This is a genomic window from Vibrio sp. HENC-03, assembly GCF_000305755.2.
GTDB lineage: Bacteria > Pseudomonadota > Gammaproteobacteria > Enterobacterales > Vibrionaceae > Vibrio > Vibrio owensii.
This window is the reverse complement of sequence record NZ_JH976122.1, coordinates 326,873-345,022: the sequence shown is the minus strand read 5'-3', so window position 1 is coordinate 345,022 and position 18,150 is coordinate 326,873. Positions and strand designations below refer to the sequence as shown.

Sequence of the window (18,150 nt, the reverse complement as noted above, 5' to 3'; positions counted from 1 at the left end):
TGCCTAAAAAACCATAAAGTGTTGAAAAAAAAGAAAACATTTCAAATACTAATTAAAAGTAATTAATAACAAACCTCAACAGCCACAATAATCTCAAATAAAAGCCACTTGAAGTTCTAAAAATTAGTTTGGTGATTCGGTGATTAACTTTTCCATGCCAAAAATATAAATAGATTCAAATTTTTCGCGATTTCACATAAGTTTAAATACAATAATTCTTATTTCACATACTTTAAAAACAAAAAAACATACAAACCCATAAGCAATAATGATCATATATAAAATTAATAACAACAAGACACTTATTAAAGAAAAAGATTAATATTTACCTATCTTACACATTTACCATTACTCGGCTTGTTAAAATTGAGAATTTTAGCTTTTAATTAACACAAATTCATTTACTTACAAGAAAATGTGTGTAAATAAACATATCAAGAGAGAGGAAAAGTGATGAGTGTGTTTGCGAACTATTTAAAAAGATTGCGATCAAATAGAGGGTTAACGCAACAACAAGTTATAGATTACTTATCAGAAAATGATACTTCATTTAGAAGTCTCGACATTACAACATATAGTCGATGGGAAAGAGGAGTTACAACACCAAAAATTTCTAAGCAAATTTTAGTAGCTAGAATTTACAAAGATGATATAAAAGTACTTATAGATGACAAATTGAGTTTTAAGGATGCAGAAGAGATATTTTTAAAGGAATATATAGGTCCAACGCAAGACCCTTACCAACTAGGAAAAGAAAGAGTTACTTTGTATGAAGGCTTTTTCCCCATAGATAAAAAAACATCATCAAATATCATTAGTTTTCACAAAAATTTTCTACAACTCGACGTGAATGATAACTTATTCAAAAACCATAATGTTGCATTTTCAAAAGCAGAAACTATCACAGGCCACCTATGTGGGCACTTGCTATACACATTTATACCGATAAACTACCCAGACGAACTTTTGGATCTTGAGCTTCAAAAGTCTAGTAATGTTTTCAAAAAACTAGACAAACGTCAAACTCAAGGTTTGAGTTTGTTCTTCATCTCGGATTACAGTCCAATCCCTGAGTTTAGACTTGCAATTTTTTTACATACGGTAGAACTTCTAAAAGAAAACATTGACATTAAATATTTCATCACAAACTGTTATCATGAAGAAATTTTACAGTTGTATGAGCAATTTACAGAATATGAAGTAATTTCTAAAGGAAAACCGGTAAGAAAAGGTGGAGTAAAGTTGTTTGGTAAAAGATATTCTTATGTACGACTAAAGTTTAAAACTGAAAACTATCTATCTGCAAAACCATTTTTATATTTAATTACTCACGCCAAAAGCAAACTAGAAGCTTTAAGAAGAAATATGTCATCAAAGACAAATCTTTAATTTTATATGGATTATTGATTTCTATTTGAATACATTTAGTAGTAATTCTTTATTCTTTTTAGTTCCTCCTATTACATTAAAATTGTTCGTTTCACACGACTTTACTTCTTTTGTTGTTGATTTAGCCAACAACACTCTCCTTTTTTCCCGACTACAGTAAGGGCATCCAACCTTTCTTGTTGCAGCAAGATAACTCTTAGGTGAAGTATAAAAAACTCCATGTTTTGAACAAACTATGGCAACATGAATATTCTGATTAATATACTCAACACGTGAATAATCATACAATTCTCCATACTTTTCTTTTGCTTTTTTAATGAAATCACCAGAACGTTCCGATTGATTTTTAGGCATAATTGAATCTCGATAAAAATATTTTTAATAAGAGAACTAACTCTGTTAATTTTATGTCATCAATTACATGAAACAAAATAGCGGTTTTAAATAATTATTTTTTTAAATGCTAAATTAGTCTATTTATTATTAATTAGCACTTAATTTTTCAATGCTATTAAAATGCCATATTCATAAAGTATTTCTTAAGTATTATAGCCAATATCCTTTTGTTTAATGGGATAACAAGTCTTTAGTCTTGAACTACATATTGCTTTATTACTCCCCCTCCCTACGGAGGGGATTTTTTTATCTTCAGTCTCTCTGATGTCTAAGCTCTTCTTCCCGCTATTCCTACTTTACTTAGTCGTTCACCGAGCTTTTCTTTCCCTTGAAACCTCGCTAAACTTCGCCTCCCGACGATAATGGAGAGAAATTGAATGAAACGTGTCGTTCTTTACGTCAAAGACAAATGCCCGCACTGCAAAGATGCTCAACGTTATCTTGATTCGAAAAATATTAACTACCGCTTGTGCAACGCAAAAATGCAACGCGGTCGCAAAGAGCTCGATGCACTGGGTGCTCGTTCTGTACCTGTACTGAAGATTGGTGATCGCGTCATGATTGGCTGGAACCCAAAGAACTTTGAAAAAATGTACAGCAACTAAGTGGCAAACCAATCCAATTGCCCGGTTACTTAGTCCACACTGAAGAGCTTCTCCAAAGAGAGGCTCTTTTTGTATCTGCCCACCCTATTTCTTTGTCTACTCACTCTTGTTCAAACCACGACTCTTTAAAATTATCGAATGTCGTGTAATGGCAATTTTCACTTGCTTACAAGCTGTATTTTAACGCTCAAACGAACCGGTCTCAGTTAAGGGGCGCCCTATCTTGCGTCGATCGTGAACTCTGACCGTCCTTCTCCACCATAAGTGAGTGTGAATATGTCAGAGACAGCAACAAAAAACCAAGCTACCCAGGCCCCGCAACCGGTTAATAAGGTCAAGCGCACCACCAATGCATTATTGGCACTCACTATGGTGTCCATTGGTACAGCGATTGTGGCAGATCGCATCATTCCGACGACCGATAATGTCCGTGTGGAAGGCAATGTCGTCTCATTGATCCCACAAGTTTCTGGCCAAGTAGACAGTGTCAGCGTTAAACCCAATACCGAAGTCAAAAAAGGCGATGTGCTACTGCAAATCAATACCACCGATCACCAGATTGCGGTCAAGCAAGCAGAAGCAAAGCTCAAAATCGCAGGACAGAATGTTGGCTCGCAAATGGCTGGTGTGATGTCAGCACAAGCTCAATTGACCACCGCGCTCGTGGCACAAGAAAATGCTAAACGCCAAGGTCAACGAGTTTTAGCCATGGCAGAAAAAGGCGTGGTTTCAAAATCAGATGCAGACACAACTCGCGCAGCCATTGATAAAGCGAATGCCGATGTCGTTAACGCCAAAGCTAACCTAGAAAAAGCAAAAGTTCAGGTGGGAGCGGCAGGTGAAGATAACGCTCAGATCCAATCGGCTTTACTGGAACTGCAACAAGCGCAACTGAACTTATCACGCACGACAATGCGAGCACCTTCTGATGGCGCTGTAACCAATTTTAATTTGTCGCAAGGCGCTTATGCCACAGCAGGTTCTCCTTTGATGACGTTTGTTGAAAGCGACGGTTTATGGCTTGAAGCCTTCTTCCGCGAAAACAGCATGGGCAATATTAACGCCGGAGATAAAGTTGAAATTGCACTCGATTATGCTCCCGGACAAACCTTCTCTGGCACGGTATCTTCCGTAGATTTAGGGGTTGCATGGGGCGCAAATAATCAGCCAGGCACCTTAGCCACAGTGAAAAACCAAAATGGTTGGCTACGCGATACACAGCGTATGCCCGTGACCATTAAGCTCGATGATAAACATGCGGCTGACTTCATGCGCATCGGTGGACAAGCAGATGTGGTGATCTACACAGAGAGCAACGCTCTATTTAACTTTTTGGGTAAGATTTGGATCAACCTAGTGAGCGTGTTCTCTTATGTTAGATAGCCTGACCCAAGCACAAGAACGTCGAATCCTACGCTATGTTGTCACTGTAGGTTTGGCTACTTTTATCGCGTTATGGTTTAACTGGCCTTTGGCATTTTGTACGCCTCTCTTGACTGCAAAATTCATCGTCGATAAACCGCAGTTTCATATTCTGCATGTCAAACAACTTGGCTATGCGTTGATCTCCACTGCGGTCATTGGCTTTTTGGTATCGAGCGGCTTGCCAGAGTACAAAATAGGTTTTCTGGCTGCTCTGTCGCTGGGCATGTTATGGAGCTATTACCTATTTACCGATCCGAAATGGGTAATGTTTGCCACTTTCTTAATGATTGCCCTGATTTTGATTCCATCGGTCACTATCATCGACAAGCAAGCTGCTTTAGACGTAGGCATCGGTTTTGCGTTTTCTGGTATCGTCGCCGTAGCGCTTTACGGGGTGTCGCATGTTTACTTCCCAGAAGAGGATGCGACGGAATTTGCTGGCTTCCCCCCTTCCCCCTTAAGCAAACAAGTTCGTTGGAATGCTGCGATTCGAGCTTGGATGATGTCGTTTCCCTTAGTTTGTTTTTATTTCTATTTCCAACTGTCACAAATATTGCTCACCGTTGCGTTTGTCATGCTGCTTTCTCTGATGGCAACCAGCAACAAAGCGGGCAAGACATCATTGTTTTTTGTTATCAGCAATGTGTTAGGAGGACTACTCGCTTTCGCGGCCTTCGTTACCATTTCTTTGGTGCCAAATATGTATATCTACATGCTCGTGATGTTGGTGGTTATTACGTTACTTGGGACCAAGATTTACACCGAGCCCGCCAAATCCCCAGTCTACGCCACTGCATTTACGGGCTTTATGGTGTTAATGGGTACCTCCATGAGCAGCGGTGCGCTAGACGATAAGTTTTACGTTCGGATATGGCAGTTAGTGTTGGTCGTTGCTTACATGGTATTTGTGACCTATTTCTTCGAATCTCGCGACAAGAAGACCGCGTAGTCGCATTAAGCTTGGGCACTTTATGCTGCTCAAGCTTTCATCACTATTGTCGCAAACTGGCAATGAATATTTCATCAAATTGGTAATCTCATACCTTCCATATTGTTATTCACTGAAGGATGGGAAATACGCCATGCTCGATTCACTCGCTAAAAAATTCATCCCACCAAAGCCTTACCTTGTGTTAGGCAACCGCATGTTTTTGCTTTCTATCGTGCTGCTTATCATCAGCGCGTATTTTTATGATGTCGGAGAAGCTTTTGTGGCGGTGGAAGTGGGAATCATCCACTACCTATACAATCTCAAATTCAGCACAACAAAGGACACTCTACTAGGTAGCCTTCATCCTTTGATCATGACATTAATTGCGGTACCACTTTCCATGGTGCCTATCACTTATGCGCCTTTTACTAGTGCGCTGTTTGCCTTCTTACTCGTCATAACAGAGCGCGATAAACACCATCAAGGAGTACCAAAGTACATTCTGCCGCTGACGTTTATGTTGTTATCGATGATGATACCAGTAGATATCCCAGCCACAGAACTTATGCTTCAACGTTCAGTATCGGTTGTGCTTGGCATCACTGTGGCGATCATTGCTAGTACGTTGGTTTGGACAAACGCCAACACCCAGAATGGCTCGATGAGCACCACACATAAAATTGGTCGTGTTGATCTCAAGTACTCCAGCCGCAAAGCGCTAGGGATTGGCTTGGTGCTGTCGCTAGGTATATGGGGTGGCACAGGAGCCGTTTTAGGTGCTTACCTATTTATGATGATCCACAGCCCGTTCAGCAAAGATTTAGCACCGAAAGCTTGGCAACGTTTGAACGGAACCTTGCTTGGCGCATTAGTTTATTTGCCTGTGGGATTGCTATTGGGCTCGTTCAACTCCGACATGGCAATGACAATAACCATGTGGGTTTTGGTCATCGCTTCGCTTTACGGCATCCTTGTATATCTCGAGCACAACTACACCATTGCCACAGCTTGTATCATGCTGCTTATTCTTACTGTATCGGTGGGCCCTTTTAATCCGGAAATGGCTGAATTGATCTTTTCGCAGCGAGTATTGTTCACCGTAATCGGTGGCGCTGCCATGGTGGCTCTAGGGGTTTTGATACCACTTAATGAGAAAGAGATAACTCCATAAAAAGAAAAGCCTCCCAATTAAAGGGAGGCTTTCCATTGAATAGTTTGGTTTTGATTGGATGCAAATCAAACATACCGCTTAACAAAGTCAATGAAAGTTCGGTCGGCAATGGATAGATAGCCTTGTTTTCGCCACGCGAGTGCAAGGTCGAGCTTAACGCTCGGTTCAAATGGAATACCCACTACACCTTGCTCATGTTGTGTCACCAATTCTAGGAGCGCAGTAATAGCAAATTCTTGTTTAACGATACTCAGAATGAGCGGCAGCAAGTTGGTTTCGAATGAGGACTTCATCGTAAAGCCATGCTCTTCACTCACGTGGTCTAAGAATTCTCGGTGGAAGTAGCCATGTTGGAACATCACCAAATCATGCTCGAAAAACTGATCAAATGTGATGGCACTGCGCTGAGCTAAGTCATGCTCCGGAGCCACGACGGCGACCATTTGGCTAGTAAACAGATGGTCAGTTTCTAAGTCTTCTGGTACATCGTCACAGCTGATCACGCCAATATCGAGCTGGCCATTAAGTAACATTCGACGAATAGACTGAGTGCCCGCCTCCACCAGCGTCAGCTTTAAATCTGGATACTGGCTCTTAAACGCCATGACAATTCGAGGGAAAAAATAGCTGCCCATCATTGAAGGCGTACCAAGGCGCACTTCCCCTTTGGCTAAACCTTTGAGCTCATCAATCGCTAGCTGCGCATCGTGTAACTGCTGAATTACTCGCTTAGCGTGAACCAACAAGGTTTCCCCTTCTTTGGTTAAGCTGATTTTCTTTTCTTCTCGGCGAAACAGCGTCACACCAAGAGACTGTTCGAACTTCTTAATTGAAATGCTTAACGCTGGCTGAGCAATGTGCAAAGCCTTAGCTGCATGAGTAATGTTGCCGTGTTCCGCAACCGCCAAAAAGTGTTTGAGTTGTTTCGATTCCATTAGATCAAAAATATATACCAACCATATTTTTAATATATTTTTTCAATCCACAACTAACTGATAGATTGATCACAGTTTCTTTATATTTGCTCGCTCGCATTAGGCAGGACTCATGGTCAGTTTCGGCACTCCGAAATACAAACGCATTACGCTATCTCTGGCGCTAGGCTCTTTTTTGGTTTTCTCAAACCTTTACCTCCTCCAACCGATGCTGCCAAGCTTTGCGGCACACTTTCAGATCTCGGAAACGCAGGTCAACTGGCTATTCGCCGCCACCACACTGGCTCTCTCCTTTAGCTTGGTCCCGATGGCTGTGCTCTCTGAATCAATTGGGCGCAAACCCGTAATGATGTTTGGTCTATTCTCGATCCCTGCTATCTCCGCACTAATGCTGTTTGGTGATTCGTTTTTATTCTTAGTCGTGTGCCGAGCTTTGATCGGTGTTGCGCTTGCCGCGTTTGCTGCTGTTGCCGTTGCTTATATGGCGGAAGAGCTAGATAAACACGCATTTTCAATGGCGATCGGTACTTATATCGCAGCCAATTCATTGGGAGGGATCGCAGGGCGTATCAGCGGAGGTTTGTTGGCAGACAACTTCAGCATCGACGTCGCCATCGAAGTCATGATGCTAGTAACCCTTACCGGTGTGGTCAGCGTGCATTACTTGCTACCAAAACAGAAAAACTTCACCCCTTCTTCAAGTAGTTTAAGGCACCACAATCGAGCTATTATCGGACACTTCAAAAATCAACGTGTGTGGTTCGCTATGCTAATTGGCGGTTTGAACTTTGCCTTGTTCGTTAATCTTTATTCGGTAATGGGATTCCGCTTGGTTAGTGCACCACATAATGTGCCTGTCGGGTTAGCTTCTCTCATCTTTGTTTGCTATTTAGGTGGTACGTTCTCTTCCCGCTGCGCCGGACATTGGAGTAAACGCTTTTCGCCGATATTTGGCATGTTTTTAGGCTCTATCGTCAGCATGGCTGGCATGTGGATCGCAGTAATTGAAAGCATACCTGCAATGTTGACAGGTTTGTTATTGATCAGCTTCGGTGCGTTCTTCACTCACACGCTCGCCTACGGTTGGGTTGGACAAAACGCAACACAAGCAAAAGCGACGGCGACCGCATTGTATCTTGTGCATTACTATATTGGCGGCAGTTTAGGTGGATTCCTATTGCTCTATTGCTGGCAAAACGGCGGTTGGTCGAGTGTACTCATCGGCGGTAGCACACTGTACATTGCCATGTTCGCTGCTATCGCATTCTTAAAACACATTACAGAGCGAATTGACGCTGGCGATAACGCAGATATAACTGCTTAGCAAGGCGTTAAGCCCTATTGATTTTATGTTGTGGCGTTGGTCTGCTATGCTTGCGCCACATTCATAAAAGCAAGAAAGTCGTATGCCAACGCGCTCAACACAAGAATCACCAAACACCGATATCAATGCGATCACAGAGCAAGTCGATCAGTGGCTCAACGATGTCGTGATCGGGTTAAATCTCTGCCCGTTCGCCGCTAAGCCACAGCGCAATAAACAAATCAAAATCTTCGTTAGTGAAGCCTCGCAAGAAGAAGCTCTACTTGAAGACATTTTGCTGCAACTGTTCGAACTCAGTAATACCGAGCCAGAAAAACTGGAGACAACCTTGGTTGTGGTTCCAAACATGCTGCAAGATTTCTGGGATTACAACTTCTTCATTGATTGGGTTGAAGGCTTGATCAAACAGCAAGATTGGGAAGGCATTTTCCAAGTTGCCACCTTCCATCCTGATTACTGCTTTGGCGGTGCAGAACCAGAAGATGATGAAAACCTGACGAATCGCTCTCCATACCCAGTGTTTCATTTGATCCGTGAAGAGAGCATGGAAAAGGTACTCAAACACTACCCTGATCCAGAGTCCATTCCAGATACCAATATTGCACGTGTTTCAGCGCTTTCAGAGGAAGAACGTAAGAAGCTCTTCCCTTACCTATTCCGCTAAAACTCACTCCCCAGGAGACAGATTTCTAACCAGTTAGAATGGGATCGCTTGGGGATTAAAGTTCGGTTTGATATGATTGCGACTTCAATCGATTCAATGGACATTAGAATGCAACTGTCAAAGCTAACCCAAGAGATTTTTGATCACCTATACCGTGACATCACAGAGTTCCGTAGCACTTTCGACCTACCAGTGGCGGATGTTGCAAGCCTAGACGCACAAGCAGATACGCTACACACTTCTCTTGCGATCGAAGAGCTTACTGAACTAGCGGAAGCGGATTGCAAAACCGAGCAAGCAGACGCAATTATTGACAGCGTTTACGTTCTAATGGGTCGTCTAGTACACCTTGGTGACAGCAAAGTTGAAGATAACCTAGCGATCAGCTACCTGATTGATCTACTGCTTAACGTAGCGGTGAACCGTGGTATCGACTTTATCCCTTGCTGGGACGAAGTGCACTCAAGCAACATGAGCAAAGTGTGTCGTAACGAGCAAGAATACGCAGAAACAGAAGCGTTCTACGCTGAACAAGGCATTAAGCTGATGGCGGTTCAAAAAGGCGAATACATCATTGCAAAATGTGCAGAAGATTTTGTATCTGAAGGCAAAACGGTACGTAAAGGCAAGGTTCTAAAGTCGGTTTACTACCGCCCTGCAGACCTTAAGCCACTTACACAATAAGTCATCGATTAAGTATTACAGATAAAATTCAGCGCCCACAATGCTCGATATTGTGGGCGCTTTTTTATGTCCGCTCAGAGCCTCATTACTCAAAAGTTAAACCTCATCGAATCTCCGGTCAATGAAGCTAAATCCATGCTTTTAACGCCACTAAACATCTGTTCAGTATTTATTGATATTTCTGAGGTCTATCTCTCTGATAACCTTATCTCAGTTACCATATCGTGGATTACTTATGATTCATATATCTCAGGTGTTGCCGATAGTCGAAAAACAGCTCAAAGAATTGCAGCCTAAAGAGGCGGTAGAGTTTAAGACTTACAAAAGAGATCGCGGCTTTCTGATTTACTGTCTAGCAGATAGCGAGTTCCAAGTTGTTGAAACGGGGTATCACAATCAAACAATGATAGGAGATTTGGTCAGTACGCGTAAACACATTAAGAAAGCCCTCCGGCGAGAGTTTCCGAGAAGTAATAAAGTTTGGGTGGAGTACTTTCAGGGAGTCGATAACCCATTAGATATCAAGAAGTCCCATTCACATCAGATGCCTCTGTTTTAGTCTCTCACCAAATAAACGCTTGGCATCTGGATGCTCTGTATTTCTTTAAGATATTAATCAAAAATTAAATACGGCCTTTCTTCTACTAAGACCTTCTTAACTTGAGTTTGGAACACCTCAGCTAATCCTTCTTCTGATAGCACTTCATCGGCGTTACCGGAAGAATGCAATACGCCGTTATTGAGCAGCAAGACTTTATCAGCGTGCTTAAGCGTTCGGTTCAGATCGTGGTTTGCGACCAACACCCCGATGCCTTGCGCAGCAATGGCATTAATGAGCTGATATAGCAGTCCTTCTTGGGCAATATCCAGCGGCGCTGCGGGTTCATCCAAAATCAATAGCTGAGAGTAAGGGTTAATTGTGCGCCACACTTGCAAACACACCCCGGCTAGACGGACACGTTGCCATTCACCGCCGGATAATGTCTGAATACTTCGATGAAGCTTGTCTTGCAGTTGCACTAACTCAATAACGATATTGACTGCATCTCGTACTTTCTCATCGCCGATATTGGCGCCAGTTGGCAGTGAAAGTGCTAAGTATTGAAAGACATCAACATTGAATGCAGGTCTCGATTGCTGACACAGATACCCACGGATATGCGCTTGTTCTGAAAGTGGCATTGTGAGTAGGTCGTTATTGTCGACAAGTACTTCCCCACTCACGCCTTCACGCTGAGTTAAGGTGCCAGATATCGCACCAAGTAATGTGCTTTTCCCGGAGCCGTTTGGACCCACGACATGGACAACCTCACCCGGCTTACATTCAAAGGAGAGCGGTAGCAGTCGACTTCCCACTGCGATGTGCTTAACGTGCATCATGACTTTTCACCAGCATCCAAATGAAGATAGGTGCGCCGATAGAAGTGGTCATCACTCCCAGCGGCAGCTCAGCAGAATCAAGCAACAAACGCGCGCCGATATCCGCAAACACCAATAAGGCTGCGCCAGATATCGCAGAAAGAGGCAACAGGTAACGGTTTTCTGTACCAAACGCTAATCGAAGCAGATGCGGCACGACTAAGCCCACAAAGCTAATGATCCCACCCAACGCAACGGAACCACCAACAAGTACGGAGATTGCCAAAATGAGTTTCCAGCGCATCTGATGAACATCAATGCCCAGTTGAGTGGCATGGATTTCCCCTAGCATCAACTTATCAAGCGGTTTGCCCTTGCAGCAGAGCCAAATTAGCACAGGTAGCATGACCAAAGTAACCGTGTGCTGATACCAACTTGCTCCACCAATGCTCCCCATTAGCCAATACATTAACTGACGCAGGCTCAAGTCATCGCTAAAGTAGAATGCCCACGTCACAATTGCGCTCGACAAAATACCCAGAGCTACACCGACGAGCAGCAACCGTGCGGTAGTAAGATGCATTGCCCTAGCGATACCAACCAAAATAACAGTAAACAACATCGAACCGGCAATGGCAGCCAACATAAAGATCATTGGAGACGGTAAAGCTGGTAAGGCAAACATGACGAGCACCATTGCCAAGCTCGCACCACCGGAGATCCCGAGAACGCCGGGTTCGGCTAATACGTTCCCGAGTAGAACTTGTAAGGTAGCACCAGAGACCGCCAATGCTGCCCCGATAATGGCGGCAGAAACCAAACGTGGCAGGCGTAAATCCAACAAGAGTTTTTGTTCAAATGCAGAGAGAGACTGAAAAGGAGAAAGGAATACCTCTCCGACCATCAAGTGGATAGCAGAGAGCAGCACGAGAATCACTGACATAATCAAAAGATTGCGTTGCCAGCGTCGTTCCTTGTTCAGGATAAGTTGTTGAAAATCCATAGTAGCCGATAAATACAAACGAGGCTTAACCTTACAGTTAAGCCTCGGTAAATTGCAAATGTGTTCTTACGCTTTATTCGCCGAAATTAAAGCGATATGGCATTAATCGTAGACTAACTCACCATCTTCGTAGCGTGTTTTCACTTCACACACCATTAATGCTGCGCGTTGACCAATCGCGACGTGGCGGTTTGGGAAAACAACGGCTTCGTTATCGTTCTTTGCCATCAATGGTTTGTCACCATCGTGACCAAACACTTCGCCGTGAACGAATGAGGTAAAGTTCTCGACGTTGTCATCAAACATGAAATCGAAATCTTCGTGCAAACGCACAATCGTACGACTAACACGGTACTTGATACATGGTTTAGACAAGTGCTCCGCTTTCGCCTCTGCAATTAGGTTACGCAGTGATAAATCGAATGCTGTCAGTTTGTCTAAGTCATTTTCACCAATGCGAGCCACACGACCCAGTTCCATCGTCAAAGCTTGAGCGCCGTAGTTCTCTGCACTGAACCAGCTAAATGTACTGGTTGGCGAGTTAGAAAGCAGCACCGCTTCAATATGTGCACTGTCGAGAAAATCAATCAAAGCTTTGCTACGAACAGGATGACGCGTTTTCGGACTCACCGCAAAGGTGTAGTGCTTTGAATCACGGATCGCGCAGTGCAAATCTAAGTGCCAGCGTGTTTCCGCTGCTGTATCTTGATAGAAATCTCTGACTAACAATTTGAGGGTATCAGCAATCGCAAGCTCTTTGGTCGGCTCGTGCTCTTTCTCATCAAACAGTCGGTTAAGGTTTTCTTCTAAAAATCGCGTGTGCGCCAGAGTCGATTCTGGGTGAGCGATAATGAATAAGCATCGAGCCTCGACTTTCTGGAAGCCAGATTCGATGTCTTTGATAATTGAATCCACCAGCTCCATCGGTGCGGTTTCATCCCCGTGGACACCACAAGAGATGATGACGTTCTTTGTTTCCTGAGTGTATTCGTCAGGAATCACTTCTAGCACACCACGCTGATAGAGTTTAAGTTTTACACCATTAGACAGCACCTGCTCCGCTGGCGCGACATCAATATGAACATCTAACGTGTCAGTTAAAAACGATTGGCGAAAGAGAGACTTCGTCATGCGTTACTCCTTAATAGCACGGCGGGTATGTTAATAAATTGTACAAAGGATTTTTGTTGTTGCGATCCCACTTATGAGTAGAAGCCATCAAATTTATTTAAAATCCCATACCTTTTCGCGCCATGCACTCAAATCAAGCATTGGGGCGTTTATTTTTTAAACAATTACAAAGTGTTAGGGCTGTGAACTTTACCACAGCCCTAAAGAAGATCATTATGATTTGATCAACTTTTAGCGTTTATTCACCACGTTGTGCGAGTAAACGTTCAAATTCGTCTACTTTGTCACGAACTAGCTCTACACTCTGCTGCCAGAATTCTGGTTGCGTCAGATCCATTGCTAGATGCTTCTCGACAACCTCTTCTGCCATCATGTTGCCAGTGTCACGTAAAAGATCTACGTAATCGTCGTAGAAGCGCTCCCCTTTAGCTTCACGTTGAGCGTAGATACCTTTACTGAACAAGAAGCCGAACAGATATGGGTAGTTGTAGAAGCTCACCCCAGAGATTGAGAAGTGCAGTTTGCTCGCCCAGAAATAAGGGTCAGCTTCGCTCATCACATCGCCATACCAATCTTTCCACGTTTCTGACATCAGCTCACAAAAATCATCTGCTGTCAGTTCGCCCTCTTGACGACGCTCGTAGAAAGCTTTTTCGAACTCGTAACGAACAGGGATATTGATCATCAGCGCTAACGCCGAAGAGAGCTCTTCCCACAGCATTTCGAGCTTATCATCCACACTTTCTGCTTTTGAAATCAGGTGATCACGAACGATGTTTTCAGCGAAAATCGAGGCGGTTTCTGCCAACGTCATTGGATAGTACGTTTGGCAAAGCGGTAAGTCACGAATCACCCAGTTGTGGAATGCGTGACCAAGCTCGTGAGCCAGCGTCATCAGGTCTGAGCGGCTACCACTCCACGTCATAAACACGAGCGGCGTGCGCGTCGCCGGCAGCTTAGTACAGTATGCGCCAAGGCGTTTGTTGGCATTAGGCGCTGCATCAATCCAGCCGTTTTGTACCATCATGCGGACAAACTCAGACATGTCTGGATTCACGGTTTCGAACGCTTCACAAATGACGTCGATTGCTTCATCGAAAGGGTAAACTTTCGCTTCACCACTCAAAGCAGGCATCGCAGCAAGATGATTCCACGGTTTCATCTCATCCAGACCGTGGACCTTAGCCATTAGCAAACCGGCTTTTTGGCCGATTTCACGACTGTCTTTAGCCACTTTCATCATGGCATCCAACGTTTCGGCTTTGATTCGGCTGCCATGCAAGCTTGGATCAAGGAAATGAACATCACGTTTGGTAGAACGCTTTTTGTTCTCTGTTAAACGCCAACCTGAAAGTGCGTTAAGGATAGAGGCAAAAGACTCTTGATGTGTCGCCATCGCCTTTTGAACGCCACGCCATGCAGCTTCTTGGCGATCAAATTCAGAGCCATAAAGAATGCTTGCTGCTTGCGAGAAGCCAAGCTCTTCACTTTCACCATCAGCGTAGTCAAGCTTCACTTTCAAAGAGCCCGTGAGGTTGTTGTATAACTTACCCCACGCAGATTTTCCATCCACACTCATTGCCGCTAATAGCTTTTCTTCTTCTGTGCTTAAGCGTGTGTCAGCCAGTTTGCGAGAGTTTAGGATTGAAAACGCCTGACCACTGATGTCTGGATTTTCATGATCCAAAACGCGAGTAATGAACTCCTCATCAGCGTGAGTCAATTTAAGCTCAAAGGCACTGTAAGCTTGAGAAAGCTCAGAGAAAATACGCGTCATACGACCTAGCAGTGCTTTCGCCTCTGCATTTGTCGCATCCACTGAGGCGTAACAGTTAGCGAAGTTAGCAATCGTGCCAGCCAAACGGCTTGCCGCTTCACTGGTTAAGATTGCGTTTTGCATCACTTCAACAGAGTTACAATCAGCAGACTGTTTATTGAGTAGGTCAATGCATTGCTCTACTAGGGCAATGTCATCTTGAATTCGTGGGTCAGCGAGATCGTTATAAACGATGGATAAATCCCAGCTAGGAGCGGTCATTTATAGTTCCTTTTGATGTAATCGAGCCAGCCCTTTTCTCTCTTAAACTCGGTAGAGATCCAAGCGTTGGCTACTTCCGTGACTAATTTTCAAATAGTGGTACGCCTATCGAACGAATTGAGGCGTAAATCTGATCATCGATGGTAATTGTTATATATGTTACTGACGCATTTCCTATCGCTAATGTCGAATACCATCGCGGATTGCGCCAATCTACACCCAATACATGGGCAAGAATCATTCTAATTACGCCACCATGCGTGACAATTAGCAAGTTGTCATTGATATCGTTGATGATTTGAGACCAAGCACAAGTTACACGATGAGAGAAATCATCCAAGCTCTCAGCATTCGGTAAGGTGTGTTGTGCCGGTGCTTTCCAAAATGCATCGAGCTTATTCCAGTGCTCAGAAAGCATGTCAAATGGGATCCCGTCGAAATCACCAAAATCCAATTCTTGAAGTTGTGGCTCCACACTTAAAGGCAAAAGTTGCTGCTCCGCAAGTATCTCAGCAAGGTCGTGACAACGTGACAAAGGAGAGCTGATGATCCCTTCTACTTCTCGGCCCGTTTGTTGCCAGGCTTGAGCAATTTTGCGTTGCTCAGCTTCATCGACTTTTAAATCGGCTTGTCCGTGTAAACCTGGGGCTGCGTTCACTTTCCCGTGTCGCAGTAAGTAGATATTCAACGTTTTCATTTATTCCCGTCCTATGGTTTGAGCTCAAGCGGCAAACCCGCAGCGACAAACGTGACTTGCTCACATACGGTCGCCAGTTTTTGATTCATCCGTCCCGCATTATCAACAAAGTAACGACTAACGGCGCCGAGCGGCACAATACCCATCCCGACTTCGTTAGAGACAAAAATCAGCGTCGCGTCAGATTGTGCTGCGGCATTCACCAACAACTCAATTTGCTCCTCTAACCGCTCATTACAGCAGTCATCACCGAGTTCAAAGATCCAGTTGTTGAGCCAAAGCGTAAGGCAGTCAATTAATACGACATCTTGAGACGAAAACTCACAAATGAGCTCAGGCAAGTTAAGCGGACATTCATATTCAATCCACCCAGCCCCTCGCTGCTGTTTATGGTGAGTAATGCGTTGCCTCATTTCTTCATCAAAAGGCAATGCGGTCGCCACGTAGTGAAGCATTCCGTTTTTGTTTTGTGCCGACTGTTGCGCCCTGCTCTCTGCTAAGCTCGACTTTCCTGAGCGAGCACCACCTAGAATAAGTTGCTTCATAATGAATGACTAAATGCGATAAGAATGAGATAAACAAGCAACTCTGAAAGCTGCTGCGCGGCACCAAGGCAATCGCCAGTAAATCCGCCGATACGTTTGGTCAGCCAGCGTTTAAAGCCGACACGAAACAGTGCCAATACCAATACAATCACAGCAGCCTGAGTCACGCCCAATAACAACGCTACAATCCCACCAGTTAAGAGTAGTATCGCGACCTCTAAGCTCGATTGTTTATTCGCTAACGGTTTGCTTTTCGAGGTGTCAGCGTCACTAACGTAAGGCATGTCGTATATGAGAGTGGCAGCCAGTGCTCGGCTCACGGTATACGCCACAACGATCATCAGCCAAAACTGAGGCTCATTGGCTAACTCGCTCCAAAATACAAACTTCGCTAACAGCGCCATCACTAGCGTTGCCGCTCCGTACGTCCCGATGCGGCTGTCTTTCATGATGGTTAAGCGGCGCTCTAACGTCATACCACCGCCAATGCCATCTGCCATATCCGTTAAACCGTCCTCATGAAACGCGCCGGTAAGCAACAGGCTAAATGCCATGGTTAACACGATGGAAACTGAGTTTGGGAACAATAAACTTGCCAGTGAAAACACAGCTGCGCACAGTAGCCCAAGCAACACACCGACCAAAGCAAAGTATCTCCCCGCTTGGTTCATGCGCGTTTCACTGTAAGGTAAATCAGAAGGCACAGGTATACGGCTAAAAAAGCTTACTGCGAGCAAGAAAAGCTCACTCTGATAGCGCAAAGAACGAGTCTCTGAATGGAGTGTATTATCAGAAGCAGACACTAAACCCTCACTCCCGCACTCTCAAAGCTCGCCATGTTGTTGTAAAACTGAGCCGCCGCTTTTACGAGTGGCAAAGCAAGTGCAGCTCCGGTTCCTTCACCTAAGCGCAGTCCAAGATCTAAGAGAGGCTCCGCTTGTAAGCATTCCAGCACAAACTTGTGCCCATTCTCTTCTGAGTTATGAGCAAACAACATGTAATCTCGCGTCTCTTCATCCAATAGAGTCGCGACATAAGCGGCAACAGAGACGATAAATCCATCGACCAAGACTGGCGTTTTGTGGCGTTTCGCTTCTAAGAATGCGCCAATCATTTGCACAATTTCGAACCCACCGACTTGAGCCAACGCGCCTTTGGTATCTAGATCACCACAGCGATTCACACCTTGTGCGACTAGCTTGATCTTACGGTTTAGCTGCTCTTGAGTAATGCCCGTGCCATAGCCAACGCAATGGTCGACTTCCAATGGACTCAGCGCAGTTAACAATGCCGATGCCGAACTGGTATTGCCAATCCCCATCTCACCAAACATCAACAAGTTCGAGCCATTAAGAATCGCCTGCTGCGCGACCTGGGCACCATATTCCAAACCCAATGCAACTTGCTCTAACGACATCGCAGTTTGTTTGGCAAAGTTTGCCGTGCCATTTCCCAGACGTTTCTCAATCAAGTTGGGATGATGTTTAAAGTCAGCAACTAAGGTATCGATCGGTGACAACATGCCACAATCAATCACCTTAAAGTCAATTTGGTTGAGATCGCAGAAACAGTTAATAGCAGCGCCACCAGCGAGAAAATTCGCCACCATTTGTTGAGTCACGGCGCTTGGTGCAATGCTCACCCCTTCTTCCGCGATACCATGATCACCAGCGAATACCAACATGCTTGGTTTGCGAATTTCTATTGTTTCAACCGATTGAAGCTTATCTTGGCTTTGAATTAACGCCAGTTCTAGCGCCACTTTTTCGAGCAAACCAAGAGCGCCTAATGGTTTGGTTTTGTTATCAATGCGAGCTTGAATTTCTGAGGCAAAAGAGCGATCCATGATGATG

General features: G+C 44.3%; 19 protein-coding genes. 9 read left to right on the top strand and 10 right to left on the bottom strand.

The window, feature by feature from the left end; all coding sequences use genetic code 11:
* Positions 1 to 453 precede the first annotated feature (453 nt).
* Complete coding sequence (locus VCHENC03_RS13585; RefSeq protein ID WP_009705916.1) at positions 454 to 1,389, top strand: helix-turn-helix domain-containing protein; 936 nt, start codon at positions 454 to 456, stop codon at positions 1,387 to 1,389.
* Positions 1,390 to 1,410: 21 nt separating this feature from the next.
* Here VCHENC03_RS13585 and VCHENC03_RS0125780 read toward each other — a convergent pair whose 3' ends face one another.
* Positions 1,411 to 1,743, bottom strand: a complete 333-nt coding sequence (locus VCHENC03_RS0125780) for a hypothetical protein (RefSeq protein WP_032802702.1) — start codon at positions 1,741 to 1,743, stop codon at positions 1,411 to 1,413.
* A gap of 419 nt (positions 1,744 to 2,162) precedes the next feature.
* Between VCHENC03_RS0125780 and VCHENC03_RS13590 the strand changes: the two genes are divergently transcribed.
* The 4 genes from VCHENC03_RS13590 (at position 2,163) to VCHENC03_RS13605 (ending at position 5,917) form a co-directional block, all read left to right on the top strand.
* Positions 2,163 to 2,390 (top strand): glutaredoxin family protein, encoded by a 228-nt coding sequence (locus VCHENC03_RS13590; protein ID WP_005439862.1) that lies wholly within the window; start codon positions 2,163 to 2,165, stop codon positions 2,388 to 2,390.
* Positions 2,391 to 2,666: 276 nt separating this feature from the next.
* The gene (locus VCHENC03_RS13595) at positions 2,667 to 3,773 is read left to right on the top strand and encodes an HlyD family secretion protein (RefSeq protein WP_009705915.1); all 1,107 of its coding nucleotides are present in this window, start codon (positions 2,667 to 2,669) and stop codon (positions 3,771 to 3,773) included.
* Positions 3,763 to 4,764, top strand: coding sequence for a DUF2955 domain-containing protein (locus VCHENC03_RS13600; protein ID WP_009705914.1), 1,002 nt, complete (start codon positions 3,763 to 3,765; stop codon positions 4,762 to 4,764). The genes VCHENC03_RS13595 and VCHENC03_RS13600 overlap by 11 nt, the downstream gene beginning before the upstream one ends.
* Positions 4,765 to 4,897: 133 nt before the next feature.
* Complete coding sequence (locus VCHENC03_RS13605) at positions 4,898 to 5,917, top strand: FUSC family protein (RefSeq protein WP_009705913.1); 1,020 nt, start codon at positions 4,898 to 4,900, stop codon at positions 5,915 to 5,917.
* A gap of 65 nt (positions 5,918 to 5,982) precedes the next feature.
* On the opposite strand, the gene VCHENC03_RS13610 is transcribed toward VCHENC03_RS13605, so the two are convergent.
* Positions 5,983 to 6,852: a LysR family transcriptional regulator gene (locus VCHENC03_RS13610; protein ID WP_009705912.1), complete on the bottom strand. Its 870-nt coding sequence runs from the start codon at positions 6,850 to 6,852 to the stop codon at positions 5,983 to 5,985.
* Positions 6,853 to 6,964: 112 nt separating this feature from the next.
* On the opposite strand from VCHENC03_RS13610, the gene VCHENC03_RS13615 reads away from it, so the two are divergent.
* The 4 genes from VCHENC03_RS13615 (at position 6,965) to VCHENC03_RS28025 (ending at position 9,821) form a co-directional block, all read left to right on the top strand.
* The gene (locus tag VCHENC03_RS13615; protein WP_009705911.1) at positions 6,965 to 8,176 is read left to right on the top strand and encodes an MFS transporter; all 1,212 of its coding nucleotides are present in this window, start codon (positions 6,965 to 6,967) and stop codon (positions 8,174 to 8,176) included.
* Positions 8,177 to 8,258: 82 nt separating this feature from the next.
* Positions 8,259 to 8,840, top strand: coding sequence for a DUF1415 domain-containing protein (locus VCHENC03_RS13620; RefSeq protein WP_009705910.1), 582 nt, complete (start codon positions 8,259 to 8,261; stop codon positions 8,838 to 8,840).
* Between the two features lie 108 nt (positions 8,841 to 8,948).
* Positions 8,949 to 9,524, top strand: coding sequence for a nucleoside triphosphate pyrophosphohydrolase family protein (locus VCHENC03_RS13625; protein ID WP_005445519.1), 576 nt, complete (start codon positions 8,949 to 8,951; stop codon positions 9,522 to 9,524).
* A gap of 66 nt (positions 9,525 to 9,590) precedes the next feature.
* A complete protein-coding gene (locus VCHENC03_RS28025) occupies positions 9,591 to 9,821 on the top strand; it encodes a hypothetical protein (protein WP_157621121.1) in 231 nt (76 codons plus the stop codon).
* 315 nt (positions 9,822 to 10,136) lie between these two features.
* Here the strand turns inward: VCHENC03_RS28025 and btuD are convergent, their stop codons facing one another.
* The 8 genes from btuD to cobT form a co-directional block, all read right to left on the bottom strand.
* Positions 10,137 to 10,904, bottom strand: a complete 768-nt coding sequence (btuD, locus tag VCHENC03_RS13630) for a vitamin B12 ABC transporter ATP-binding protein BtuD (RefSeq protein ID WP_083481830.1) — start codon at positions 10,902 to 10,904, stop codon at positions 10,137 to 10,139.
* A complete protein-coding gene (btuC, locus tag VCHENC03_RS13635) occupies positions 10,891 to 11,886 on the bottom strand; it encodes a vitamin B12 ABC transporter permease BtuC (RefSeq protein WP_009705908.1) in 996 nt (331 codons plus the stop codon). Before btuC ends, btuD begins: the two co-directional genes overlap by 14 nt.
* Before the next feature lie 102 nt (positions 11,887 to 11,988).
* A complete protein-coding gene (locus tag VCHENC03_RS13640) occupies positions 11,989 to 13,017 on the bottom strand; it encodes a succinylglutamate desuccinylase (RefSeq protein ID WP_005439838.1) in 1,029 nt (342 codons plus the stop codon).
* Between the two features lie 238 nt (positions 13,018 to 13,255).
* Positions 13,256 to 15,055 (bottom strand): M3 family oligoendopeptidase, encoded by a 1,800-nt coding sequence (locus tag VCHENC03_RS13645; RefSeq protein WP_009705907.1) that lies wholly within the window; start codon positions 15,053 to 15,055, stop codon positions 13,256 to 13,258.
* 82 nt (positions 15,056 to 15,137) lie between these two features.
* The gene (gene cobC / locus VCHENC03_RS13650; RefSeq protein ID WP_009705906.1) at positions 15,138 to 15,752 is read right to left on the bottom strand and encodes an alpha-ribazole phosphatase; all 615 of its coding nucleotides are present in this window, start codon (positions 15,750 to 15,752) and stop codon (positions 15,138 to 15,140) included.
* Positions 15,753 to 15,763: 11 nt separating this feature from the next.
* On the bottom strand, positions 15,764 to 16,297 hold the full coding sequence (cobU, locus tag VCHENC03_RS13655; RefSeq protein ID WP_009705905.1) for a bifunctional adenosylcobinamide kinase/adenosylcobinamide-phosphate guanylyltransferase: 534 nt from the start codon (positions 16,295 to 16,297) through the stop codon (positions 15,764 to 15,766).
* The gene (locus tag VCHENC03_RS13660) at positions 16,294 to 17,100 is read right to left on the bottom strand and encodes an adenosylcobinamide-GDP ribazoletransferase (protein ID WP_050554376.1); all 807 of its coding nucleotides are present in this window, start codon (positions 17,098 to 17,100) and stop codon (positions 16,294 to 16,296) included. Before VCHENC03_RS13660 ends, cobU begins: the two co-directional genes overlap by 4 nt.
* Positions 17,100 to 18,143 carry a nicotinate-nucleotide--dimethylbenzimidazole phosphoribosyltransferase gene (cobT, locus tag VCHENC03_RS13665; protein WP_009705903.1) on the bottom strand — a complete coding sequence of 348 codons (1,044 nt, stop codon included), beginning with the start codon at positions 18,141 to 18,143 and terminating at the stop codon, positions 17,100 to 17,102. The genes VCHENC03_RS13660 and cobT overlap by 1 nt, the downstream gene beginning before the upstream one ends.
* Positions 18,144 to 18,150 lie beyond the last annotated feature (7 nt).